This is a genomic window from Arthrobacter sp. UC242_113, assembly GCF_044054585.1.
Classification (GTDB): Bacteria; Actinomycetota; Actinomycetes; order Actinomycetales; family Micrococcaceae; genus Arthrobacter.
The window spans coordinates 3,824,946-3,849,986 of the sequence record NZ_CP171968.1 but is presented as its reverse complement, the minus strand read 5'-3'; the positions used below and the strand labels follow the sequence as shown (position 1 = coordinate 3,849,986).

Below are 25,041 nucleotides of genomic sequence, written 5' to 3'. Positions count from 1 at the left end.
GCCAAGGCCCCCATGACTCCTCGCGCTGAGGGGGCCTTGGCCACACCCTGCTCTTGCTCTGGCCCCTCGGTTCAACGTTTCACCGTCCATACTGGGTTGACAGCTGGAAACTCACACATGGAAGAAGTCGGATGAAGGACGAGAAGGCCGCAGGGGCAACAGGTAGGCGGATAGCACAGCAACTCCGCCAAGACATCCTTGAGGGCGCCCTACGCCCGGGGGAACGGATCGGCCAAGAGGAACTCGCCGAGCGATTCAATGCCAGCCGCATCCCTGTCCGGGAAGGACTGAAGCTCCTGGAAGCTGAAGGTTTGGTGGCGATCGTTCCCAACGCCGGAGCGTGGGTGGCAAAACTTGATGCCTTCGAATTTGACCAGACCTACAAGCTTCGCGAACAGGTTGAGTCGTTGGCCATCAGGGAAAGCATCGACCACCTTTCCTCGAGCCAGGTCGAGCGCTTGAGGGAACTCGCAGAGGAGATTGCCGCTGCAACCGATGTGGAGACGTTCCTGCGCGTCGACCGGGAATTCCATTTGCTGACCTATGCAGGTGCCGAGTTCAGCCTCCTGCATGATCTGGTGCTGCGCTTCTGGAACTCAACCCAGCACTACCGGCGGGCTTTCGCGCAGGGGCTGGACCTGGACCGGCAATGGGCTACTGACGCCGAACACAGGTTGATTGTCGACAGCATCGTCAGGAAGGACCACGAGGCAGCAGCGAGCTTGGTCCGAGGGCACATCCGTCGCACCCGGCTCAACCTTGCTTCGCGTCCGGAGATTTTTGCATAAAGGCGATTGTATCCAAACCTGCTGCTAACGAATGGTTCTGCCGCCAAACCCGGAAGCGCGGAGTGCTGGCAAACGCAGCGCCTCAGTTCAGCAGAGGCCGTCTTTTCGCCTTGGAATAGCGCCTCTTTGGCTATCTCCCAGTTTTTATTCGCCGTCTTCAGCCTTGACGGTGAAGGGCCCTGTCGGTTAGTTTTGAATAGAAATTGTATCCAATACATGAAAGTGTGACGACGATGTCAAAACGATGGGTTCCCGATCTTGCTGCCCCCAGTGAGTTCCTGGCGCCGACTGCCGTGATCGGCGGGCGCGGCGCCACGAAGCAGATCGTCAAGGTCCTCCGCACCCAGTTCGGCCTCGATGGAGGAACGGTGCTCGTTGCCGCCGATGACGCTGTGGTGAATTTCGGGCTGGCAGAAAATCTGCTCCTTGCCCTTGAGGGCGGTGGCTTCCAAGTAGTGCTTCGGACAGGCTTTGGAAGCGAGCCCACGGCGGAGATAGTAGACGAAGCAGCGCAGGAGGCGCGGAACGCAAAGGCGGGTGCCATCATCGGCATCGGCGGTGGCTCTGTACTGGACTCGTCAAAGATCATCTCTTTGCTGCTGCGGAACGAGGGTGGGTCAGCTGATTGGCTTGGCGCGGTGGATCCACCACATGGGGTGGCACCGCTGGTACTTATCCCGACGACCTGCGGAACCGGGGCGGAAGCCACCCGTATCGCCATGGTCACCGTGGACGGTGCGAAGCGGGCCTCCTCCTGTGCCCGGTACGTTCCACAGGCGGCCATCATTGACCCCGATCTGGTCGCCTCCCTGCCCCGCGGTGTGGTGGCCTCGACTGGAATGGATGCTCTGGCGCACGCCATTGAATCGCTAATGGCCACCAGCGCCTCCCCTCTCTCCGCCCACCATGCAATGGGTGCCATCCAGCTGCTGATGCCTAACCTCGAGAAGGCTGCGGGCGGGGACCAGGACGCATTGGCGCGCTGCCTCTGGGGCTCGCACCTGGCTGGGCAGGCGCTCAACGCCGGGGTTGTTATGGGCCATTCGCTGGCGTACTGCCTGTCGTACGAACACCCCATGCCACACGGCACCTCTTGCGCATTGGCGTTGCCCTATTGCATCGCCTATAACCAGAACCTGGATCCGGACCTTGCGTCTGCGCTGGCGCGCGCCATCACTGGCGGGAGGAGTGAGGACCTGCACACGGCCGCACAGGAAATTCTTGATCTGTCCAAGAGGCTGGGACTGCCGACCACACTGGGTGAAGCAAGCATCGCGGAGCATGCGGAAGCGTCGATCGCGCAACGCTGCGTCCGGGAGTACCCCAGGCCCACCAACCCAGAACCGCTGGAAGAAGAATCACTCGAACGTCTCGTCACTGCGATGCGCACAGGAGATCTTGCCGCGGCTTTCCAAGCCACGGCGCGGACAACCGCGGTGAACCGATGAGCACAGCAACCCACAACGGCGGCACGAAGCATGCAGGAGCAGACGAGATGACGATCGGACTGGTTAAGAACCTGGTGAACGGCGAATTCGTCGATGCCCGGCTGGGAATGACCCTGGATGTCACGGACCCGGCCACAAATGGCGACATCATCGGTCGGGTCCCGTCCATGGGCCCGGAAGACCTGGACGAGGTCTTCACCGCGGCTGCGGAAGGCGCAAAGGTATGGAAGAAGACCGGTCATCTGGAGCGCGGGCGGATCCTCCTGAACGCGGCCTCCCTGATCAGGCAGCACTCGGATGAGTTGATTGCCACCATCGTCACCGAGATGGGCAAAACCCGTGCGGAAGCCACCGGGGAAGTCGGGAAATCGGCCGAATTCTTCGAATACTACGGCGGCCTCGCCCGCTTACCGTTCGGTGAGTACCTGCCGGACGCCCGCCCTGGCACTTTCGCCAGCCAGATCCGCGAACCGATCGGGGTCGTCCTCCTCATCACACCGTGGAACGACCCGCTGCTGACACCCGCGAGGAAACTCGCCCCGGCCCTGCTCGCCGGCAACGCCGTTGTGCTCAAGCCCGCCAGCGAAACACCGATCATCGCCCTCAAGCTCGCGGAACTCCTCCACCAGGCCGGGCTTCCGGCAGGAGTCCTCGGCACCGTCACAGGCCGCGGAGCAGACATCGGGAATAAGCTCACCTCCCACCAGGAGCTGCGCGCCGTTTCATTCACAGGCTCGACCGAGATCGGCATACAGCTGCAAAAGGAACTCGCCGGGACAGGCATTCGCGTTCAAACCGAAATGGGCGGGAAAAATGCAGCAGTGGTTCTCGAAGACGCCGACCTGGACGCAGCAGTCCCCACAATAATCGCCGGCGCTTTCGCCCAGGCCGGCCAACGGTGTACCGCCACCAGCAGACTCATCGTGCAGCGGAGCATCGAAACCCAGGTCCGCAGCAGACTGGTCGACGCCGTAGCCGAACTCAAAGTTGGCAACGGAAACACTCCGGGCGCCAGCCTCGGTCCCGTCGTCAGTAAGAAGGCGCAGCAGCAAATCCAAGCCCACATCTCAGCAGCGATCGGACAGGGCGCCGAAGTCATCGCCACTGCACCACTCGACGAAGGACAACGTAAGACCGGCGCCTTTGTTGAACCAACCCTCCTCGGCATCTCAACTGACCTGGATATCTGGAGGGACGAAGTCTTCGGACCGGTGCTGGCCATGACTGTTGTGGACACGGTGGAAGAAGCCATCGACGCAGTCAACGACTCGGCCTACGGACTCTCCAGCGCTGTGTTCACCAAGGACCTTGGCCACGCGCATGCCTTCATCAATGGCGTCGACACCGGCCAGGTCTCGGTGAACCAGCCCACCACGGGATGGGACATCCACCATCCCTTTGGCGGGTTCAAGGACTCAGGCTCCCCCTTCAAGGAACAGGGCCTAGAGGCTCTGAGCTTCTACACACGCATCAAAACTGCCGCGATCAGGACCCAATAATGCGCGCAGGAAACCAATTCTCCCTTGAAGGGAAACGCGCACTTGTCACGGGCGCCGGTCGCGGACTGGGGTTTGCTATCGCAAACGGACTGGCGCAAGCTGGTGCGGAGGTGGCGTTGGTGTCCCGCAGCGAAGAGGAGCTCCACGCTGCAGCCAAGGACATCGGCCCAGCCGCCACCGCCTTCCCCGCGGACGTGTCGGTCCGCGGCGCCGCAGCCCCCCTTCTCGACAAAATAGAAAACGGCCTGGGCGGCGGTATCGACATCGTTGTGCACGCGGCCGGGGTTCAACATCGCGAACCCGCCGAGTCCTTTGACTCAAATGAGTGGGATCGGGTCATCAGCATCAACCTCACCGCGCCGTTCCTGCTCAGCCAGGAACTCGGAAAACGCCAACTGGAAAAAGGCCGCAATGGGAGTCACATCTTTATCGGCTCGCTCTCCAGCCAGCTCTCCCTACCCTCCGTTGTGGCTTATACGGCCAGCAAATCAGGGATCTACGGAGTCCTTCGTAACCTCAGCCTTGAGTGGGCGGGACGGGGAATCCGGGTCAACGGCCTCGGCCCCGGCTACATCCGAACCAAACTCACAGAGACGGTGTTCAACGACACGGAGCGGAAACAGCGCATGCTTCAGCGGATCCCCATGAACCGATTCGGCGAACCGGAAGAACTCGCCGGCGCCGCCGTGTTCCTGGCATCCGACGCATCCAGCTACGTCACCGGTCAACTACTCATGGTTGACGGCGGCTGGACCGCCAGCTGACCTTGCACTAATCCAAGAATTGAAACGCATCCCCCAGGGGAGCCATACATGAAACAGAGACAACGATGACCGAACAGATTGGCATCATCGGCGGGGGCATTGTAGGCATCGCCATCGCCCGTGCCCTTACCCAGCGCGGTATCGGCGACGTCACCGTGGTGGAAAAAGAGCACCGCGTTGCCATGCACCAGACAGGGCACAACTCCGGCGTGGTCCACGCCGGACTCTACTATGCGCCCGGATCGCTCAAAGCGACCCTCTGCGCACGCGGCAGGGCCCTCACCCGCGACTACTGCCTTGACAAGAACCTCCCCTACCGCGAGGTGGGCAAGCTCGTGGTTGCCCTGACAGCTGAAGAAATGCCCGCACTGGAGAACATCGAAAAACGGTCCGTCGCCAATAACGTACCGGGCCTCCGCCGGCTCAACGCCGAACAAATCAAGGAGATCGAGCCACACGCTGCCGGAGTTGCTGCCCTGCACTCCCCACAAACAGCTGTGGTTGACTACGCCGCCATCACAGAGGCTATGGCCGAAGATATTCGCCAAAGCGGTGGCCGGATACTGCTCGGACACGAAGTGACAGACATCACCAACTCGAACGGCAAGGTCCGGGTAACCACGACCGCGGCAGAACTGGTCTTTGACCGCCTCATCGTGTGCGCCGGACTCCAATCAGACCTGGTTGCCCAGTTCGTTGGCGCATCGCCCTCCCCGAAAATCCTGCCTTTCCGTGGAGAATACTGGGCGCTCTCAGCGGTGAAGCAGCACCTGGTCAAGGGCATGATCTACCCCGTTCCCGATCCCAGTTTCCCCTTCCTCGGCGTCCACTTCACACGCGGCGTCTACGATGACATCCACGTTGGACCCAACGCTGTTCCAGCACTTGCCCGCGAGGGCTACGGGTGGCGAAACATCTCACTGAAGGACACCTGGGAATCAGCAAGCTGGCCTGGGGCGCCTGCGTTGGCCAAACAGCACTGGAAAATGGGCGCCAAGGAGATCGCAGCGAGCCTCATCAAGCCCCTGTACTTCAAGGAAGCAAGCCGATTCATCCCGGAACTTGAAATTGGCGATCTAACCGCTAAGACCGCCGCCGGCGTCCGTGCCCAAGCATGGGCAAGTGATGGCTCCCTCCTTGACGATTTCGCCATCGACCAGGTCGGGCCCGTTACCCTTCTACGGAATGCGCCATCACCGGCTGCTACCTCTGCCATGTCCATAGCCGATCACCTTATTGACCACCATGTGCTTACACGCTCCTAACACTGAAGTTAATCGGAACAGGATCCACAAGGCGTGCTGACCATACAGACAAGCCAATGCAACGGCACGGGGGAGACCGACTGCTTCTACTGCACGGGGCCAGAAACAGACTGACTGATGCCCATTCCCCGGCCCCAAGATCTCGCCTGCTTGTCTGACCCCAGGGAGCCCTCGGCCTGCCTTTCAAGCTGAGAACGCGGGGCCTGTCAGCGCAAACTGCAGACAGGCCCCTGATGCGCCAAAGTCAAGTTGAATGCAACTTCGGCCGGTTCAGTGGCGATAAGCTCCGCGGGGAATTCTGGCCGCGGCCCCGGCGATTGATGCACGAGGCATCCGAATTCAATGTCGCGTTTAGGTCATCCCTGATCCAAAGACCTCCGTGCCCAATTGAGAGCTGGATCCAGCGACAATCACATCTTGCTGCTGGCCCCTGCCGTGAAGGGCAGTGTCAATCGGCGGCCTGCTCGAGGGTAAAGTCCCTTAGGTGATGGCGCAGGCGCCGGGCGACCCTGCCCGCGGCTTCGAGGTCCTCCGGCGCGAGTGCATCAATGAAGAGCCGGCGGACCAGCCGCAAATGTGATGCCGAGGAGCTGCGAAAGGTCCTGGCGCCGTCGTCGGTCAACTCGATTTCCGCGCCCCTGCTGTCGGAGCCGGACCGGTGGCGGCGGACCAGTCCCCGTTTTTCCATCCGCCCGAGGTGGTGGGAAAGCCGGCTTCGCTCCCATCCGATGCCGTCCGCGAGCACCGAGGAGCGCAGCCTGTGTTCGTCGGCCTCGCTGAGGGCCAGAAGTACGGCGTAGTCGCCCGGCGATACGTTCGACGTTGCCTGCAGTCCTCCGGCCAAGGCCTGCCGAAGGGCCTCCGCGGTCTCGACGTACTCACGCCACACGGCCAGTTCATCGGGACTCGGACTCTGCCGGCCGCCCTTTTCAATATGTCCCATGACCACCTTGCCCTCGCTTGACAGCTCAACCATACCGACAGATGATTGACACGTCAATTAAGTGATTGACATGTCAATTAGAGGAGAGTCGTGAGCGAACTGATTTTTGGCCTGGACACGTTCGGCGATGTGCCCATGGATGACAGCGCTGTACCCGTCAGCCATGCACGGGCCATTCGGCAGCTGCTGGACGAGGCGGTACTCGCAGACCAGCTCGGCGTCGATGTTTTTACCGTTGGTGAACACCACCGCGCAGAGTTTTCAGTCTCAGCGCCGGAAACCGTTCTGGCCGGCATGGCAACCCGCACCGAGCGTATCCGCCTTGGTTCCGGCGTGACCGTGCTCAGCTCCGATGATCCCGTGCGGGTCTTTCAGCGGTTCGCCACGGTGGATGCGCTCTCCAGCGGCCGCGCCGAAGTGATCCTGGGCCGGGGCTCCTTCACGGAATCCTTCCCTCTCTTCGGCTACGACCTCAAGGACTACGACATCCTGTTCGAGGAGAAGATTGAACTCTTCGCCCGGCTCCTCCACGAAAAACCCGTGACCTGGAGCGGCACCACGCGGGCTCCCCTGTCGGACGCCGACGTGTACCCCAAAACCGAGGGGGGACTGAAAACCTGGGTCGGCGTCGGAGGCACACCGCAGTCCGTAGTCCGCACGGCACGGTACGGGTTCCCACTCATGCTGGCCATCATCGGCGGACAGCCCGAACGGTTCATGCCCTTCATCGACCTCTACCAGCGGGCGGCCGGTGAATTCGGGACCACCGCCTGGCCGGTAGGCATGCATTCCCCCGGTTTCATTGCCGATACCGACGACGAAGCCAAGGAAATCTTCTTTCCCCACTACAAAGTGGTGCGGGACCGCATCGGAGCCCTCCGCGGATGGCCACCAGTCCGGCGTGAGGAATTCGAAGCCGAGACACAGCACGGTTCGATGTATGTCGGCTCACCCGACACAGTCGCCAAGAGAATCGCCCGTGCAGTGGCCTCCCTCGACGTCGGCCGCTTCGACCTCATCTTCACTTCAGGCGCCCAACCGATCAGCGCCCGCCTGAAGGCCGTGGAACTCTACGGCAGCAAGGTCGTGCCCCTGGTCCGCGAAATCCTCGCTGACAGCCGGCGCCCCAGCACCGCCGCCAAAGCGCACCTCAAAGAAAGAACACCATCATGAACATCACCCTTTGGATCATCACCGCCATCCTTGCGCTCCTCTTCCTCGCCGCCGGAACCATGAAACTTGCCCAACCCAAGGCGAAACTCGCCGCAGCCGGCCAGGGCTGGGTGGAAGACTTCTCCGACGGCGCCGTGAAAAGCATCGGTACAGTGGAAATTTTCGGCGCAGCGGGCCTGGTCCTGCCTGCCCTGCTGAACATCGCCACGTTCCTCGTGCCCACTGCCGCCACAGGACTCGCACTCCTCATGGCAGGGGCGGCGGTCACCCATGCCCGACGAAACGAAAAACCCAACGTCATCATCAACATCACCCTCGGCATCCTCGCCGCTGGCGTAGCTGCCGGTCGGTTTGGCCCGTTTAGCCTCTAGATGACCCTTTGGATGGCGACGTAATCGTTGCGTCTTGGTGGACACTAAGATCGAGTGCGTGGCTGCACCACCTTGCAGCACGGTTTGCTCCCTCTTTTCCGAATCCGTGACCTGGGTGGGAACCTCGCATATACGGGTCCTCCAACGCGACACTCTGGAGTCGTACCCCAACTGCCAGAGTTCCGCGTGAATACTGCCCTCTTGATTGGCGTATGCCCTGCCCGAGATACTGTCCGCTGGGGGTGCCTCAAGAGCTACACTGACCCGAGCGGCCGAGCCTAGCTTCGTCAAGGAGTCCGGTTCACCAATTCACCAGACCCACCCCTCCCCCGAGGGCCGCAACCTTAGTCGACAGATACCTCACGTCACACAACGCGACGGCATCCAATCCGGACCAGCAACGTCCTACCCTTGACTGGTGACTTTGACTAAGATCCGCACCGCCGCCGCGAGCTCCCTCGCCGCCGCCGGTCTCCTGTTTACTCTCGCCGCGTGTTCCACGCCGGCTGCCCAGCCCTCCACCTCAGCACCGGCTTCCCCGGCAACGGCCACGGCCACGGCAGCGGCTTCATCCAGCGCCGCCTCCGAGCCCTGCGCGGGTGTGAACGTCATCGTCGATTCGGGCGCCCTGAAGCAGGCCGCCGCTGACACGTCCGTTTGCGTCCCCGTGGATGGGCCGACCCTGGCGTCCAAGGTGCTCGACGAGGCAAAGGTGAAAACCGAGGGCACCGACCAATACCCCACGGAACTGGTGTGCCGTGTGAACGGTGTGCCCGCCGCGGACTTCGACATCGCCCACAAGGGCGGCACGTACAAGGAAGAATGCAAGAAGACGCCCGCCTCCTTTGCTTACTGGGCACTGTGGGTTAAGCCGGCCTCGGGAGCCTGGGCATACGCACAGGAAGGCCTCGCCACCCTGAAAGTTAGCCCAGGCCAGAGCCTGGAACTGCTCTTCACGGTCGACGGCGCACCGGCCGCACCCGCGGCGTGACCTTTCGACCCGCGCCGTTACGCGCAGCGGCGGCTCTCGCCGCCGTCTTCATCGCGGCGCGGGTCATCTACCGCATTCTCTTCAACGGGGCGGGCACGGGCAGCCCGGTTCTGCTTAACATCCCGCCGCTGCCGCTGCCTGCCCCGTACGCCCATGTGGTCCTCTTCGGTCCGGTCACAACACCTGGCCTGTGGGAAGCGGTCCTGTCCGCCCTGCCGATTGCGGGGATGATCCTCGGTTTCGGCGTGCTCAACGCCTGGGTGGATGTGGCCCGCGGCTTTGTGCACTTAGCCCGCGGCGGCCCCATGCAGGGGATGGCCCGGATGCTTGTGGTGGCATGGGCGGCGCTCCCGGCGCTCTCCGACGCCGTGAAATCCGTGCGGCTGGCTTTTCGGTTGCGCGGCGAACGCTTCGGACCCCGCGCCCTTGTTCCGGTGCTCGAGCGCACGCTTGAGCACGCCGGCCGGGTTGCCGCCGCCCTGGAGCTGCGCGGCTTCGGGAGCCGGTCACCACACCTGCCGGCGCGTGGCATCGAAGCACCGGTTCTCGTCCGGGACGCACAATTCCGCATTGGTGACGCCCAGGTGCGTGTCACCGATTTCGCGCCGTCGAGTGGGTCAATCACGGTCATTACCGGGCCGACGGGCTCCGGCAAGTCCACAATCCTGCGGGGAATCGCGGGGCTCCTCTCCCACGTCGACGGCGGAGAAATTTCCGGCACGGTGAGCGTCGCCGGAACGGACCGCGCCACCGCGCCACCGCGCGACACTGCCCGGCTCGTCGGCGTCGTATTGCAGAACCCCCGCGCCGCATTCGCCACCACCCGGGTCCGGGACGAAATCTCCCTCGCACTGGAGCTGCGCGGCGTGGCATCCGCTACCGCCAAAGGCTGGGTGCTGGAGGTTGCGGAGCGTGTTGGCGTGTCGGCGCTGCTGGACCGGAATCTAGGCACCCTCTCCGCGGGTGAGGCAACCCTCGTAGCCATCGCCGCCGCGATAGTGGAGCATCCGGCCCTCCTCCTGGTTGACGAGCCCCTTGCAGACCTCGACACCGCAGCACGCAGACGCGTCATTGCCGTGCTCAACGCCCTCGCCCGCGACGCCGGCGTCTGCGTCATCGTGGCGGAGCACCGGGCGGAACCCCTGGTACCCGTTGCAGACTCGTGGTGGACCATCGACGACGGCGCCCTGGTGCCGGGTGTTGGTCCCGCACCTTCGCGTCCGGTCGCCGACCGTACGACGCCGGCACAGCCGGCGGAGCCCCACGTACAGGACGCGCCCGTCCTGACCGTGAAAAACCTCGCGGTGCACCGCGAGGGCAAGCCTCTCGTGCGCAGCGCATCCCTGACCCTGCACCGCGGTGAAGTGGTCGCCCTGGTGGGTCCGAACGGTGCCGGGAAGTCGTCCCTCCTTGTGGCACTCGCCCTCGGTGAAGGCACGCTCAATGAAGGCACGCCCGGGGAAAACGCGGCCGACGGCGGCCGCGTCGCCCTTGTGCCGGACGCCTCCGACGACCTCTTCACCAGGGATACCGTCGCGGCAGAACTCCATGCGGCAGAGCGACGCCAGGCGCGCCGAAAGAACGGCGGACAGCCTGCCCGTGGCGCCGCATCTGCACACCTTGCCCGTTTGCGGGGGGACGTCCGGATCCCCATTGGACACGAGCATCCCCGGGACCTCTCGGCAGGCGAACGCCGGATCCTTGCCATCGCGCTGCAGACCATGGACAGCCCACAGGTGCTCCTGATCGACGAGCCGACGCGCGGACTCGATCCAGCGGCGCGTACAGCAGTCTCGGTGGCGCTGCGGGCCGCAGCGGACGCCGGCGCGGCGGTCCTGATCGCCACCCACGACCTCGATTTTGCGCACGGCCTCGGCGCCCGGATCCTCCCGATGCAGGACGGCGTCGCCCCCGCTTCCCCGACAGAAGCCGTGCAGGCCAGCGCCGCCACAGCGCCGGTCGTCGAAATCGCAGCACCCCGCTTCGTTGACCGGCCAACAGACCTCCCCGCCGCCGAAAAAGCCCGCCGCATCCGGATGCCACGGGCTGCGGAACTCACCGTCCTCGCGGCTGCAAACCTCCTGGCCCTCGGTGCATTCTGCTGGCCATTGCTCGCCGCGGCCCTCCCCGAGGATGCCGCCGCGGCCGTCCCCTACGGCGCGCTTGCCATTGCACCCCTTGCCGTCGTTGCCATCGTGGTGTCCCTCGACGGCTCGGTCCGCTCCGCACACACGGTGGCGTTGCTCGGCGTCCTGGCCGCGGTCGGCTCGGCAGTGCGGGTGGCCAGCACCGGCGTCGGGGGTGTGGAGGCAGTCTTTATCCTGCTGATCCTGGCCGGCCGGGCCTTTGGTGCGCGTTTCGGCATGCTCCTCGGCGCCGCCACCATCGCCGTCTCAAGCGCCCTGTGGAGCGGCATCGGCCCGTGGTCACCGTTCCAGATCTTCGCCTGCGCGTGGGTGGGCGCCGGGGCAGGCCTGCTCCCCCAACGCGTGCGGGGAAAAGCCGAGCTCTGGATGCTGTGCGGCTACGGCGTCCTGGCGTCCTACGTGTTCGGCCTGCTGACCAACCTGTGGTTCTGGCCCTTCGCCGTCGGCGCCGGCACCGGCATCTCCTACGTGCCCGGCGCACCGCTGGGCACCAACCTCAGCAGCTTCCTGCTCTACTCGCTCCTGACCTCGACGGCGGGCTGGGACACCCTGCGCGCCGTCACCACAATCATCGGAATCACCGTGGTGGGGCGGGCAATCCTCGCCGCACTGCGGCGGGTCAAGCCGGTCTCCAGCCCGGGCGGAAGCACCGGCGGCCAGGCCGCACACGCTAAATCCTCCCGGGCCGGGGACCGGCACCAACTCACACCTTGAAGTACTTCGCCTCCGGGTGGTGGAACACGAACGCGTCGGTGGACTGTTCGGGGTGCAGCATGAGCTCGTCGCTCAGGACCACGCCCATCCGCTCGGGCTTCAGCAGTTCCACAACCTTGCGGCGGTCCTCCATGTCCGGGCATGCGGGATAGCCGAGCGAGAAGCGCGCACCGCGGTAGTCGAGCTTGAACAGGCCTGCCTTGTCCTTGGGGTCCTCCGCTGCGAAGCCCAGCTCCTCGCGGATGCGTGCGTGCCAGAATTCCGCGAGTGCCTCGGTGAGCTGCATGACCAGGCCGTTGAGCTCGTAGTAGTCGCGGTAGTGGTCGCCGGCGAACAGCTTGGCGGTCACCTCGTCCACATTGCCGCCTGCGGTGACCAGCTGCACCGGCAGGACGTCGATCTGCCCCGATTCGCGCGAACGCACAAAATCGGCGAGGCACAGGTGCCGGTCGCGGCGCTGCCGCGGGAAGTCGAAGCGCAGCCGCTCGGTGCCGAGCGGACCGCCTGATCCGCCGTCGGGGGCCAGCAGGCCCGCGGTGCCGAGGACGCCGTCGCGGTCCTCTCCGTGGTGCAGCACCACCACCTGTTCCCCCTCGGAGACCACCGGGAAGTAGCCGTACGCGACGGACGCGTCGAGCATTCCCTCGCCGAGGATGCGGTCCATCCAGTACCGCAGGCGCGGCCGGCCCTCGCGTTCCACCAGTTCCTCGTAGGAGGCGCCGTCCTCGCCGCGGCCAGGTTTGAGCCCCCACTGCCCCATGAATGTGGCGCGCTCGTCGAGGAAAGCACCGAAGTCGTGGAGCGAGACGCCGCGCACGATGCGCGTGCCCCAGAACGGCGGCGAAGGAACGTGGTTGTCGGCGGCGACGTCGGAACGCCCGGGCATGGCCTCCGGCTCGGTCACCTTAAACTTCGGGCCTCCTTTATGGATCCGTTTCTTCAAAGCGGGGAGGCCGACGGCGTCCGGCGCCTCACCGCGGGCAACGCGCACCAGCGGTTCCATGAGGGACAAGCCTTCGAAGGCGTCCTTCGCGTAGCGCACCTCGCCGTCGAACTGGCCCGCCAGGTCCTGCTCGACGTAGGCACGAGTCAGGGCTGCGCCACCGAGGATGATCGGCCACTTCTTCCCGAGGCCCCGGGACTGCAGCTCCGCCAGGTTCTCCTTCATCACCACCGTGGATTTCACGAGCAGGCCGGACATACCGATCACGTCGGCGTCGTGTTCCTCGGCCGCGGCGATGATGTCGGCGATCGGCTGCTTGATGCCGAGGTTGATCACCTTGTAGCCGTTGTTGGTGAGGATGATGTCCACCAGGTTCTTGCCGATGTCGTGCACGTCGCCGCGCACGGTGGCGATCACCATGGTGCCCTTGCCCGAAGCATCCGACTTCTCCATGTGCGGCTCGAGCAGTGCCACCGCGGTCTTCATCACCTCCGCGGACTGCAGCACGAACGGCAGCTGCATCTCGCCTGCGCCGAACCGCTCGCCCACCACCTTCATGCCTTCGAGCAGGTAGTCGTTGATGATGCCGAGCGGCGTCAGTCCCTCGGCGCGGGCCAGGTCCAGGTCCTCTTCAAGGCCCTTGCCTTCGCCGTCGATGATGCGCCGCTCCAGGCGCTCCCCGGTGGGCAGCGCCGCGAGTTCCGCCGCGCGCTGGTCCTTCAGCGCTGCGGTGTCGACGCCGGCGAACAGGTCCAGCATGCTGGCCAGCGGGTCGTACGTCAGGTTGCCCTCGGCGTCGTATTCGCGGCGGTCCCAGACGAGGTCCAGGGCCACCTTGCGCTGGTCCTCCGGGAGTGAAGCGAGCGGCACGATTTTGGCCGCGTCGATAATGCCGCTGGTCAGGCCCGCCTGCACGGCCTCGTGCAGGAACACCGAGTTCAGGACGATGCGCGCCGCCGGGTTCAGGCCGAAGGACACGTTCGAGACGCCGAGGGTGGTTTGGATGCCGGGGTACTTCGTGGTGATCTGCCGGATGGCTTCGATCGTTTCGATCGCGTCCCGGCGCGTTTCTTCCTGGCCGGTGGCGATGGGGAAGGTCAATGCGTCGACGATGATGTCTTCGACGCGCATCCCCCATTCGCCCACCAGGGCATCGACGAGGCGCGAGGCGATGGCCACCTTGCCGTCGGTGGTGCGCGCCTGGCCGTGCTCGTCGATGGTCAGGGCGATCACTGCGGTTCCGTGTTCCTTCACGAGCGGCATGATGCGCGCGAAGCGGCTGTTGGGGCCGTCGCCGTCCTCGTAGTTGACGGAGTTGACCACCGGGCGTCCGCCGATGAGTTCGAGGCCGGCCTGCAGGACGGGCGGTTCGGTGGAGTCGATGACGAGCGGGAGTGTGGAGGCCGACGCGAAACGTGAGACGACCTCCTTGATGTCGGCCACGCCGTCGCGCCCCACGTAGTCGATGCAGACGTCCAGCAGGTGCGCGCCGACGCGGACCTGCTCCCGGGCGATGTCAACGCAATCGTCCCAGCGCTCCTCGAGCATCGCCTGGCGGAACGCCTTCGAGCCGTTCGCGTTGGTGCGCTCACCGATGGCGAGGTACGCGGACTCCTGGTCGAAATTCACGTGATGGTAGAGGGAAGCGATGCCTGGCTCGCGCTCGGTGGGAACGCGGCCGGCTGTTTTGCTCCCGCTGGCGGTGCCGCTCCCGCCGCCGGCGACGGCGCCGCTGGTGCGGAAGGGCGCAAGACGTTCGACGACGGCGGCCATGTGTTCCGGCGTCGTACCGCAGCATCCGCCCACGAGGCCCAGGCCGAATTCCCGCACAAACTGCTCGTGCGAGGTGGCGAGTTCGGAAGGCGAGAGCGGATAGTGCGCGCCGTCGGCGGTGAGCACCGGCAGACCGGCATTCGGCATGCAGGCGATGGCCACGGAGGACTGCTTGGACAGGTGGCGCAGGTGCTCGCTCATCTCATCCGGCCCGGTGGCACAGTTCAGGCCGATGGCGTCGACGCCCAGCGGCTCAAGCGCCGTGAGCGCCGCGCCGATCTCGGATCCCATCAGCATGGTTCCGGTGGTCTCGACAGTCACCTCGACGAAGATCGGGAGCCGGACGCCGCGGGCCACAATCGCCTGCTTGCAGCCGTTGACCGCAGCCTTGGTCTGCAGGAGGTCCTGGCTCGTCTCGATGAGGAAGGCATCCGCTCCGCCATCGATGAGGCCCTCGGCCTGCAGGGCGAAGGTCTGCTTGAGGTAGTCGTAGCTGGTGTGCCCGAGGCTGGGGAGCTTGGTGCCGGGCCCCATCGAGCCGAGGACCCAGCGCATCCGGCCGTCCGTTTTTTCTGCAGCCTCTGCGCGCTCGCGGGCGATTTGAGCACCCTTTCGCGCCAGCTCTTCGATCCGGTCGTCGATGCCGTAGTCGGAGAGGTTTGACCAGTTCGCGCCGAAGGTGTTGGTTTCGACTGCGTCGATGCCTGTGGCGAAGTAGGCGTCGTGGATGTCCCCGATGACATCAGGGCGCGTGTGGTTGAGGATCTCGTTGCAGCCCTCGAGGTTCTGGAAGTCGGCCTCAAGCGACAGTTCCCGGTCCTGCAGCATGGTGCCCATCGCCCCATCGGCAATGACAACCCGCTGGTTCACGGCGTCGAGCAGCTCCTGCGAGCGGACAGGACGGGGGACGGAGTCAATATCAAGCGCAAAACGAGGCATGTAAACAGACTACGGCCGGGGCCCGTAACAGTGCGCCGTATTTCCAAAGTGCTACGACGGCGGGTGGCCGCCTAACTGGGCCGATTCGCGGCGCACGAATGTACTTACTTGTAATACAAGTTCACTACTTATATCCTGAGTGTGCGGGCGACGTTGCCCACCTTCCCAAGGAGAATTCATGAGTACCGTCGACCTGATCCGGCACGTCAAACTTTCCACCGCACGACTTCCGCTGGCCGTGCCCATCAGCGACGCCAAGGTTTTCACCGGCCGCCAGAAGCCCATGACCGAAGTCGTCTTCCTCTTCGCTGAGATCACCACCGAGCAGGGGCACACCGGCCTCGGCTTCAGCTACTCCAAGCGCGCCGGCGGCCCCGCCCAGTACGCCCACGCCAAGGAAGTTGCCGAAGGGATCATCTGCGAGGACCCCAACGACATCGGCAAGCTGTACAACAAGCTGCTCTGGGCCGGCGCCTCCGTGGGCCGCTCGGGTGTTGCCACCCAGGCCCTCGCCGCCATCGACATCGCCCTGTACGACCTCAAGGCCAAGCGCGCCGGCCTGCCCCTGGCCAAGCTCCTGGGCTCCTACCGCGATTCGGTCCAGACCTACAACACCTCCGGCGGCTTCCTGAACGCCACCCTCGACGAGGTGAAGGCCCGCGCCACGCAGTCCGTGGAAGAGGGCATCGGCGGCATCAAGATCAAGGTGGGCCTCCCGGACACCAAGGAAGACCTGCGCCGCGTGGCAGGCATCCGCGAACACATCGGCTGGGACGTGCCCCTCATGGTGGACGCCAACCAGCAGTGGGACCGCGCCACGGCACTGCGCATGGGCCGCCAGCTCGAGGAATTCAACCTCATCTGGATCGAAGAGCCGCTGGACGCCTACGACTTCGAGGGCCACGCCCACCTCGCCCAGGTCCTGGACACCCCCATCGCCACCGGCGAAATGCTCGCCTCCGTGGCCGAGCACAAGGGCCTCATCGCCGCCAGCGGCTGCGACATCATCCAGCCGGACGCCCCGCGTGTTGGCGGCATCACCCAGTTCCTCCGCCTGGCAGCCCTGGCCGACGAACGCGGCCTGGGCCTGGCCCCGCACTTCGCGATGGAAATCCACCTTCACCTGGCCGCCGCCTACCCGCGTGAACCGTGGGTGGAGCACTTCGACTGGCTGGACCCGCTGTTCAACGAACGCCTCGAAACCAAGGACGGCCGCATGATCGTTCCGGACCGCCCGGGCCTCGGCGTCAGCCTCAGCGACCAGGCCCGCGCGTGGACCACCGAGACCGCGGAATTCGGCGCGTAACCTTGAATCCATGAGCCGGAACCTGACCGCGGACCTCGCCGCCGATCTTCGCACCCGCATCGTCGACGGCGCCATCCAGCCCGGTGAGAAGCTTCCGAGCGAGAACACCCTGATCGGCGAGTTCGGCGTCAGCCGGACCGTCGTCCGGTCCGCGCTCACGCGGCTCCAGGCAGAAGGCCTCGTGGAAACCGAACGCGGGCGGGGCAGCTTTGTGCTGACCCCGCCCCCGGCGGGTCCGACGTCGGGCCCGCCCACCAGGTCTGTGGTCACCGCCGAGGACCGGCTGCACCTGCTGGAATTCCGGATCGGCGTCGAAACCGAAGCGGCCGCGCTGGCCGCCGGAAACCGCACGGAACGGCAGCTGAACGCCCTGCGGCAGGCGCTGGCCGAGTTCACGGACAGCGGCGAGCACCCCGCGCACGCAATGAAGGCCGACTTCGAATTCCACAAAGCCATCGCCGCTGCCTCAGGAAACCCCTTCTACACGGACTGCCTCGCCTCCCTCGGCCAGACCATGATCGCCATGCCGCGCACCCGGCTGATGACCGGCGTCGAGCACTACGCCCGGGACCACTTCGAACAGGTGGTGCACGAACACGGGTCCATCTTCGCCGCCATCGCGGACAGCGACGGCGCCGCAGCCTCCGCGGCGATGCGCAACCACCTGGCCAACTCCCGGCGCAGGCTCCGGGCCGGGCGCGAATAAGCGCCCGCGCAACCGGCGTCTATTCGGCGGTCGCGGGCGCGGGCTGGGCCGGTGACTCGATCAGGTCCAGAAGCCTCAGAACCGCGGGGTTGGCCGTCTCCTCGTTCCATGCGAGCTCCAGTTCCACGCGGTTCAGTTCCTGCACGCCGTTCCGCCCGTCGATCTCGTGGAATTCCACACCGGCCGGGGCAAAAGCCATGGCCGAGGCAGGAACAAGCGTCACTCCCAGTCCGGCCTGCACGAAGGCCAAGAGCGCCGGAACCTGGCTGGCGTACTGGGTGATGTTGGCGTGCGCGCCCGCGCTGGCGAACAGCCGGAGCACCAGGTCGTGGAAGTAGCGCGCCTCCTTGGTGGAATACATCAGCAGCGGCAGCCGGTCCAGGTAGCCAAGCGGCAACGGCTCACCGTTGCGTCCCGCCATGTTGCCCAGCAGCGAACTGCCTTCGGGCAGTGCCACCACCAGACGGTCCTGCATCAGGGGCCGGGACACCACCCCGGGACGGGCGACGATGGGGCGCAGCAGGCCGATGTCCACGTTCCCCTTCACCAGCCCGTCCATCTGGTCCGTTGACACCAGCTCCCGGAGCACAAAGGACACCCTCGGCATGTTCTCCGCCGCACGGCGCAGCATCAGCGGCAGCGCACTGTGCCCTGCTATCGCCGTGTAGCCCACCGTGATGGTGCCGGCCTGGCCCGACGAGACCCGGCGGACGTCAAGATCCGTCTTGATGCACATGTCCAGGATCTGCCGCGCCCTCGGCAGCAGCGTGGCGCCGGCGGCCGTGAGCTCCACCTTCCGGCTGGTCCGCCCGAAAAGCTGCGCGCCCAGCTTCTTCTCGAGCATCTGGATCTGGCGGCTTAGCGGCGGCTGCGTCATGTTCAGCCTCTCCGCTGCAGCACCGAAGTGCAGTTCTTCAGCAACGGCCACAAATGCTTCTAACTGAGGTAGCGAAAACATCCATACCCTTACTGAATTGTTGAGTGCAGAAATTAGCTTGGACTTGAATTGATGACTCCCCTTATGGTCGTAAACAAAGCAGGTTTTATCAACCCCTTTGGCGAAATATCAGCCGACCAAAAGGAGCACAGCGCAGTGAACCAGGCATACGATCCCGCCCAGCACCTAAACCAGGCCGAAATCACCGGCGTCTCCATCACGCCAGTGGCGTTCAAGGACCCTCCGCTCCTGAACACCGTGGGCGTCCACGAGCCCTTCGCCCTGCGGGCCATCGTGGAAGTCCAGACGGACGCCGGCGTTTCGGGCTTCGGCGAGACCTATGGCGACGCCGGCCACCTCGCCCGGCTCCAACTCGCGGCCGCCGCCCTGCCCGGGACCGACGTGTTCAACATCAATCTGCTGCGCAGCAAAATCGCCAAAGCGCTGCAGCAGGACACCATCCAGGGTGGGCATGGCATGAGCGGCATGGTCACGGGGTCGAGCACAGCGGACCGCGTACTGTCCCCGTTCGACGTCGCCGCACTGGATATCCAGGGCAAGCTGCTGGGCAGGCCCGTCAGCGACCTCCTTGGGGGCGCCGTCCGCGAGTCGGTGCAGTTCAGCGGCTACCTGTTCTACAAGTGGGCAGGCCACCCGGGCCAGGCGGACGACGCCTGGGTCGCCGCTATGGACCCTGAAGGGATCGTCCGGCAGGCCAGGACCATGGTGGACAGCTACGGCTTCACCGCGCTGAAGCTGAAGGCCGGCGTCTTCCCGCCCGAGGAGGAGATTGCGGCCATCCAGGCCCTCCGCTCCGAATTCCCGGACATGCCGCTCCGCATCGATCCCAACGGCGCCTGGACCGTGGAAACCTCCATCCGGGTAGGCAAGGAGCTGCACGGGGTTTTGGAGTACCTCGAGGACCCCACGCCCGGCATTGACGGCATGGCGGCCGTCCGCCGCGAGGTGGGCATGCCGCTGGCAACGAACATGTGCGTGGTCAGCTTTGCCGATGTGGCACCCGCCGTGGCCGCCGGCGCCGTGGACGTCATCCTCTCGGACCACCACTTCTGGGGCGGCCTGCGCCGGAGCCAGGTCCTGGCCGGCATCACCGAGACGTTCGGCCTGGGGCTCTCCATGCACTCCAACTCCCACCTGGGCATCAGCCTTGCCGCCATGGTCCACCTCGCGGCGGCCACGCCCAATCTCGACTACGCTTGCGACACGCACTGGCCGTGGAAAGACCCGTCCGAGGACGTCATTGCCGGCGGCGTGTTCACGTTCACGGACGGCGCCGTGCAGGTCCCCACCGGGCCGGGCCTCGGCGTGGAGATCGACCGTGACGCCCTGGAACGCCTGCACCGCCAGTACCTGCACTGCGGACTCAGGAGCCGGGACGACACCGGCTACATGCAGCGGCTCCACCCCTCCTACGAGCTGCAGAGCCCACGGTGGTGACGGAAGAGGCCGGCGCGCCGGCCACGGAATCCCTGCGGATTGTGGTCACCGACCCCATCATCAGCCGCTTTGCGGACCAATTAAAAGTACGACGGCGGTGCACACCACTGGGACATGGCTGCGGCTTGGACCCCGGAACAGCGGCTGGACGCGCTGGCGGGGGCCGACGTCGTCGTCTGTTCCTTCCTCAGCCCCGCAGAGGCCGAGACGGCGTCCCGGGTGCGCCTGGTCCACGTCACTGGCGCCGGGTACGACAAGATCTCGTTCCCGCACCTGGCGCCCCCTGCCCTGGTGGCCAACACCTTCCACCACGCGCGGCCCATCGCAGAGCATGTCCTCATGGTCACGCTGATGCTGTCGCGCAATGTTGCCGCTGCCGAGCGCGCGCTCCGCCGGGGAGAGTGGCGGACCATCGCCACGGACGCCGAGGTGCCGTTCCATCCCGTCCTCTCCGACCTGACGCTGGGACTGGTGGGCCTGGGATCCATCGGCGCCGAGGTGGCCCGCGTGGCCGGGTCGCTGGGCATGAAGGTCCGGGCCGTCCGGCGCAACCCGGCCGCTCCCCTTCCCGACGGCGTCCGGCTCGACTGGGTGGGCGGAAACGGGCAGCTCCATGAGCTGCTGTCCGCGTCCGACGTCGTGGTGGTCACGGTGCCCCTGGACGCCGATACCAAGGGGATGATCGGGGCCGCCGAACTGTCCGCCATGAAGGCCACGGGCCTGCTGATCAACGTGGCGCGGGGGCCTGTGGTGGACCAGTCCGCACTGTACGCGGCGCTGAAGGAACGGCGCATCGCCGGGGCCGGCATCGACGTTTGGTGGGGGCAGCCGGCGGACGGCGTGGTCCCGCCGGCGGCTCTGCCCTTCGCGGAGCTGGAGAACACCGTGCTCACACCGCACCATTCCGGGCACGCGCGCATCACGTTTGAACGCCGGGCCGCCGACATCGCCGCCAACATCGGCCGGCTTGCCCGCGGCGAGGGCCTGGTGAACCTCGTGGCCCGTCCGGTGCCGGCGGCTTAGACACCACTGGTAACAGAACCCTTTTGCTTGGTTACAGAACCAGCTGCCATGCCAGCTGGGCGATGAGCAGCACGCTTCCCAGCGCCGACGCGGCGATCGCCAGGGCCCTTAGGCGCGTCGGGTTGAGGAATCGGTTAACGAACCGCGATGCGGCGTAGCCGCCCACAACTGCGGGAACCATCCAGAGTGCCAGCGTCAGCATCTCCGCCGTGACCGCTCCGGCTATGGAGAGCATCGCCATCGAGATTGTCGATCCCACCATGAAGAACGCGCTCATGGTGCCGCGCATCCGGGGACCGTCGTGTCCCTGCCATATCAGCGCCATGGGCGGGCCGCCGATGGAGGTGGCCGTGCCCATGATGCCCGAGGCCGCACCGGCAGCGATCAGGTTGGCCCGGACAGGCCGGGGCGCCCAGCCCCGCCCCGCCAGCACCAGTCCGGTCAGTACCACCGCCGCCACCACCCAGGCCAGGCCCTCGCGGGAGAGCACTGCCACCAGCCACGCGCCGAGGAGACTTCCAGGGATCCGGCCCAGCAACGCCCACCCGGTGCCCCGCAGGTCCAGGTGCTGCCGCTCGCGCACGGTGACCAGCACCGTGACCAGCAGGGCCAGGAGGATCAGTGTGGCCGGCAGCAGCGCCGGATCCACCATGGCGATCACCGGCGCTGCCAGCATTCCCATGCCAAAGCCGCTGGACGCCTGCAGGCAGGCCGCCAGGAAGATCACGCCGGCGATGAGGGCGTATTCGGCAGCCGTCACAATGCTGTGGCCACGGCTCCGCTCAGGCCCTTGATGGAATCGAGCGGGAAATGGCACTCTGCAACATGCCGCGTGCCGTCCGGGGCCGCCAGCACCTGCGGTTCAGGCGCAACCTCGGCGCAGATGTCCTGCGCCTTCCAGCACCGGGTCCGGAAACGGCAGCCCGACGGCGGATCCAGCGGCGAGGGCAGCTCCCCGCGGAGAACGATCCTGTCCCGCTGCGTTCCGCTGACATCCAGCTTGGGCGACGCGGACATCAGGGCCGCCGTGTAGGGGTGCCGGGGGTGGTCAAAGACCTCCTCGGTGGCGCCGGTTTCGATGATCCGTCCGAGGTACATCACGGCCACCCGGTCCGCCACGTGCCGGACCACTGTCAGGTCGTGCGAGATGAAGATGTAGGAAACACCGAGTTCCTGCTGGAGCTCGTTGAGGAGGTTCAGGACCTGCGCCTGAACGGAGAGGTCCAGGGCGGACACGGGCTCATCGAGGATGATGACGTCCGGGTTCAGTGCCAGGGCGCGGGCGATGCCAATGCGCTGGCGCTGTCCGCCGGAGAACTCCTGCGGTGACTTGCGGGCATCGGAGGGACGCAGCCCCACCATGTGGAGCAGTTCGCGGACGCGGGCGTCGCGTTCCCTGGACGTCGGATAGAGGCTGCGGTGCGTGGCCCATGGTTCGGCAATGATGTCCCCGGCGTTCATGCGGGCATTCAGGGAGGCAAAGGGGTCCTGGAACACCATCTGCACCCGGCGCCGCCAGCTCAGCAGTTCCTTGCCGCGCAGCCCGAACGGGTTGGTTCCCTCAAAGGTGACGGTTCCCTCGTCCGGTGTTTCCAGCATCATCAGGGTCCTCGCCAGGGTGGACTTGCCACAGCCGGACTCGCCCACCAGGCCGAGGGTCTCCCCGCGTCCAACCGTCAGGCTGATGCCGTCCAGGGCTTTGAGCCGGGTGTTGCCGCTGGCGCTCTTGGCTACGTGGAATGTCTTGGTCAGGCCGTCAATGGCCAGAAGCGGCTCAGGCATTGGTGATTTCCTGACTGAAGTGGCAGGCGGCGGTGCGGGCGGGCGAGCCATCAACCGCCCGGAGGGCGGGGCGCTCGGCCCGGCAGATGTCCTGTACCAGCGGGCAGCGCGACTGGTAGACGCAGCCGGCCGGGATGTCGTGGAGCTCGGGCGGGCTGCCTGGAATGGACTTCAGCTGCGCCCCGCGCTCCAGGTGGACGGGCACCGATTCCAGGAGCCCCTTGGTGTAGGGATGCCGGGGGTCGGCGAAAACCTCGGACACCGGGCCGCTCTCCACCACGTTGCCGGCATACATCACCGCCACGGAGTCCGCTTCCTCCGCCACCACCGCCAGGTCATGGGTGATGAGGATGACGGCCATCTGGCCCTGTTCACGAAGGGTGCGGAGCAGCTGCATGATCTGCGCCTGGACGGTGACATCCAGGGCCGTGGTGGGTTCATCGGCGATCAGCAGCCGCGGGTTCAGGGCCACGGCCATCGCGATGAGGATGCGCTGGCGCATGCCGCCGGAGAACTGGTGCGGGTAGGAATTGACGCGTGATTCCGGCTCCGGAATGCCAACCCGCTTCATCAGGTCGATCGCCTCAATGCGCGCCTGCTTGGCGTTCAGGCCGCGGTGGATCCGGAAGGCCTCGCCGAGCTGGGTTCCTACTGTATATACGGGGTTCAAAGCGGTCAGGGCGTCCTGGAAGACGATACCCAGGCCGGGGCCGGCAAACTTGAGCCGTTCCTTGGGGCTGAGGGCGGCGAGGTCGGTCCCGTTGAGGAGGATCTCGCCGTCGGCCAGGTCGCAGACGGGGTCCATGATGCCGGCCAGGGCCTTCGCAGTCATGGACTTGCCGCAGCCGGATTCCCCGAGCAATGCCAGGGTTTCCCCGGCACGGGCTTCGAATCCCACGCTGTTGACGGCACGGACGGTGCCGCGGTGCGTGCGGATGTCCACGGCGAGGTCGAGGACCTGCAGGACGACGTCGTGGGCCTTCGCTTCTGGGGCGGCCGCGCCGGCCGTTTCCGCGGCGCGGGTGCGTTTTACGGGAGCTTGTTCGGCAGCTGCTTTCACGGCTGGGTCTCCTTCACTGGAATGCGGGCGATCAGCCGCTTGCGGGGAAGTGCCAGGCGCCAGCGCTGGGCCGGATCGGTGGCGATTCGCAGCCAGGCGGCGAGGACGTTGGCGGCGATGGTGGTCACCACGATGGCGACGCCGGGGAAGATGGACAGCCACCACGCGGTCTGCAGGTACTGCCGGCCCTGGGAGACCATGAGCCCCCAGCTGACGTCCGGCGGCTGGATGCCGATGCCCAGGAAGCTCAGCGAGGACTCGGCGAGCATCACGTAGCAGAATTCGAGCGTGGCCAGCGTGAGCAGGGTCGGCAGCACCACGGGGATGACGTGCCGGACGATGATCGCGTTGGGCTTGGCCCCGAACGTCCGGGCAGCGTCCACGAACGTCCGGCTTTGGAGCTCCGCCGATTCGGCGCGGGCGGTTCGCAGGTAGATCGGGATGCGGGTCAGGGCGAGGATCAGGACGATGTTCGCGGCCGAGGGGCTGAAGACGTAGAGGACGACGACGGCGAGCAGCAGGGAGGGGAAGCTCATGATGACGTCGGCGATGCGCATGGACACGTTTTCCCGCCAGCCGCGGTGGTAGCCGGCCCAGACGCCCCACAGGGACCCGATGACCAGCGCCACTGCCACCGCAGGCAAGGCGACAGACAGGGTGGTCCGACTGGCCACCACCAGCCGGGCCAGCATGCTCCGGCCCAGCGAATCGCTGCCCAGGAAGTACTCCCAACCGTGCGCCAGCGTGAACGGTGCCTTGTTGGCGAACAGCAGGTTCTGCTTGGTGGCAAGGTCTCCCATTAGGGCGGGGCCAAGGAGCGCCGTCAGGCCGACAAGAACCAGAACCAGCGCCGAGACGGTGGCGAAGCGGTCCTTGAGCAGGAGGCGGAACAGGCTCAGCTTCCCATCCTGCTTACTTTCCTTGGTAGCTTTGGTGCCGCCCTCCGGGAGTTGGGCTCCCTCCGGCAGCTGCTCCGGCGTCGCGCTCTCAGTCAGTGAACTCTGCATGGCT

At 65.7% G+C, this 25,041-nt stretch carries 20 protein-coding genes; 13 read left to right on the top strand and 7 right to left on the bottom strand.

Going from position 1 to position 25,041, the window contains the following annotated elements; translation table 11 throughout:
* Positions 1–131: 131 nt before the first annotated feature.
* From ACHMXB_RS17530 to lhgO, 5 genes are all read left to right on the top strand, one after another.
* The gene (locus tag ACHMXB_RS17530) at positions 132–788 is read left to right on the top strand and encodes a GntR family transcriptional regulator (protein ID WP_395400415.1); all 657 of its coding nucleotides are present in this window, start codon (positions 132–134) and stop codon (positions 786–788) included.
* 233 nt (positions 789–1,021) lie between these two features.
* Positions 1,022–2,236, top strand: coding sequence for an iron-containing alcohol dehydrogenase (locus ACHMXB_RS17525; RefSeq protein ID WP_395400413.1), 1,215 nt, complete (start codon positions 1,022–1,024; stop codon positions 2,234–2,236).
* The gene (locus ACHMXB_RS17520) at positions 2,233–3,735 is read left to right on the top strand and encodes an aldehyde dehydrogenase family protein (protein WP_395400411.1); all 1,503 of its coding nucleotides are present in this window, start codon (positions 2,233–2,235) and stop codon (positions 3,733–3,735) included. The genes ACHMXB_RS17525 and ACHMXB_RS17520 overlap by 4 nt, the downstream gene beginning before the upstream one ends.
* Positions 3,735–4,499, top strand: a complete 765-nt coding sequence (locus ACHMXB_RS17515) for an SDR family oxidoreductase (protein WP_395400409.1) — start codon at positions 3,735–3,737, stop codon at positions 4,497–4,499. The genes ACHMXB_RS17520 and ACHMXB_RS17515 overlap by 1 nt, the downstream gene beginning before the upstream one ends.
* Positions 4,500–4,564: 65 nt before the next feature.
* Positions 4,565–5,764: an L-2-hydroxyglutarate oxidase gene (gene lhgO, locus ACHMXB_RS17510; protein ID WP_395400407.1), complete on the top strand. Its 1,200-nt coding sequence runs from the start codon at positions 4,565–4,567 to the stop codon at positions 5,762–5,764.
* Positions 5,765–6,212: 448 nt separating this feature from the next.
* Here the strand turns inward: lhgO and ACHMXB_RS17505 are convergent, their stop codons facing one another.
* On the bottom strand, positions 6,213–6,740 hold the full coding sequence (locus tag ACHMXB_RS17505) for a MarR family winged helix-turn-helix transcriptional regulator (RefSeq protein WP_395400405.1): 528 nt from the start codon (positions 6,738–6,740) through the stop codon (positions 6,213–6,215).
* Positions 6,741–6,797: 57 nt separating this feature from the next.
* Between ACHMXB_RS17505 and ACHMXB_RS17500 the strand changes: the two genes are divergently transcribed.
* From ACHMXB_RS17500 to ACHMXB_RS17485, 4 genes are all read left to right on the top strand, one after another.
* Positions 6,798–7,880: an LLM class flavin-dependent oxidoreductase gene (locus ACHMXB_RS17500; protein WP_395400403.1), complete on the top strand. Its 1,083-nt coding sequence runs from the start codon at positions 6,798–6,800 to the stop codon at positions 7,878–7,880.
* Positions 7,877–8,251: a DoxX family protein gene (locus tag ACHMXB_RS17495; protein WP_395400401.1), complete on the top strand. Its 375-nt coding sequence runs from the start codon at positions 7,877–7,879 to the stop codon at positions 8,249–8,251. Before ACHMXB_RS17500 ends, ACHMXB_RS17495 begins: the two co-directional genes overlap by 4 nt.
* A gap of 418 nt (positions 8,252–8,669) precedes the next feature.
* Positions 8,670–9,242: a hypothetical protein gene (locus tag ACHMXB_RS17490; protein ID WP_395400399.1), complete on the top strand. Its 573-nt coding sequence runs from the start codon at positions 8,670–8,672 to the stop codon at positions 9,240–9,242.
* Entirely contained in the window at positions 9,239–12,103 is a 2,865-nt protein-coding gene (locus ACHMXB_RS17485; protein ID WP_395400397.1) for an ATP-binding cassette domain-containing protein, read from the top strand. Before ACHMXB_RS17490 ends, ACHMXB_RS17485 begins: the two co-directional genes overlap by 4 nt.
* Here the strand turns inward: ACHMXB_RS17485 and metH are convergent.
* On the bottom strand, positions 12,093–15,758 hold the full coding sequence (gene metH / locus ACHMXB_RS17480) for a methionine synthase (protein ID WP_395400395.1): 3,666 nt from the start codon (positions 15,756–15,758) through the stop codon (positions 12,093–12,095). The genes ACHMXB_RS17485 and metH overlap by 11 nt on opposite strands.
* 178 nt (positions 15,759–15,936) lie before the next feature.
* Between metH and ACHMXB_RS17475 the strand changes: the two genes are divergently transcribed.
* Together ACHMXB_RS17475 and ACHMXB_RS17470 are read left to right on the top strand one after the other, a co-directional pair.
* Positions 15,937–17,064, top strand: coding sequence for a mandelate racemase/muconate lactonizing enzyme family protein (locus ACHMXB_RS17475; protein WP_395400393.1), 1,128 nt, complete (start codon positions 15,937–15,939; stop codon positions 17,062–17,064).
* A gap of 10 nt (positions 17,065–17,074) precedes the next feature.
* The gene (locus ACHMXB_RS17470) at positions 17,075–17,770 is read left to right on the top strand and encodes a FadR/GntR family transcriptional regulator (protein ID WP_395400391.1); all 696 of its coding nucleotides are present in this window, start codon (positions 17,075–17,077) and stop codon (positions 17,768–17,770) included.
* Between the two features lie 19 nt (positions 17,771–17,789).
* Here ACHMXB_RS17470 and ACHMXB_RS17465 read toward each other — a convergent pair whose 3' ends face one another.
* Positions 17,790–18,728, bottom strand: coding sequence for a LysR family transcriptional regulator (locus ACHMXB_RS17465; protein ID WP_395400389.1), 939 nt, complete (start codon positions 18,726–18,728; stop codon positions 17,790–17,792).
* A 135-nt stretch (positions 18,729–18,863) separates the two neighbouring features.
* Between ACHMXB_RS17465 and ACHMXB_RS17460 the strand changes: the two genes are divergently transcribed.
* Entirely contained in the window at positions 18,864–20,165 is a 1,302-nt protein-coding gene (locus ACHMXB_RS17460) for a glucarate dehydratase family protein (protein ID WP_395400387.1), read from the top strand.
* 114 nt (positions 20,166–20,279) lie between these two features.
* On the top strand, positions 20,280–21,188 hold the full coding sequence (locus ACHMXB_RS17455; RefSeq protein WP_395400385.1) for a 2-hydroxyacid dehydrogenase: 909 nt from the start codon (positions 20,280–20,282) through the stop codon (positions 21,186–21,188).
* Between the two features lie 31 nt (positions 21,189–21,219).
* On the opposite strand, the gene ACHMXB_RS17450 is transcribed toward ACHMXB_RS17455, so the two are convergent.
* From ACHMXB_RS17450 to ACHMXB_RS17435, 4 genes are read right to left on the bottom strand one after another with little or no spacing between them, the layout of a single operon-like run.
* Positions 21,220–21,948 (bottom strand): sulfite exporter TauE/SafE family protein, encoded by a 729-nt coding sequence (locus ACHMXB_RS17450; protein ID WP_395400383.1) that lies wholly within the window; start codon positions 21,946–21,948, stop codon positions 21,220–21,222.
* Positions 21,945–22,970 carry an ABC transporter ATP-binding protein gene (locus tag ACHMXB_RS17445; protein WP_395400381.1) on the bottom strand — a complete coding sequence of 342 codons (1,026 nt, stop codon included), beginning with the start codon at positions 22,968–22,970 and terminating at the stop codon, positions 21,945–21,947. The genes ACHMXB_RS17450 and ACHMXB_RS17445 overlap by 4 nt, the downstream gene beginning before the upstream one ends.
* Positions 22,963–24,030 carry an ABC transporter ATP-binding protein gene (locus tag ACHMXB_RS17440; protein WP_395400379.1) on the bottom strand — a complete coding sequence of 356 codons (1,068 nt, stop codon included), beginning with the start codon at positions 24,028–24,030 and terminating at the stop codon, positions 22,963–22,965. The genes ACHMXB_RS17445 and ACHMXB_RS17440 overlap by 8 nt, the downstream gene beginning before the upstream one ends.
* Positions 24,027–25,037: an ABC transporter permease gene (locus tag ACHMXB_RS17435; RefSeq protein WP_395400377.1), complete on the bottom strand. Its 1,011-nt coding sequence runs from the start codon at positions 25,035–25,037 to the stop codon at positions 24,027–24,029. The genes ACHMXB_RS17440 and ACHMXB_RS17435 overlap by 4 nt, the downstream gene beginning before the upstream one ends.
* Between the last annotated feature and the right edge of the window lie 4 nt (positions 25,038–25,041).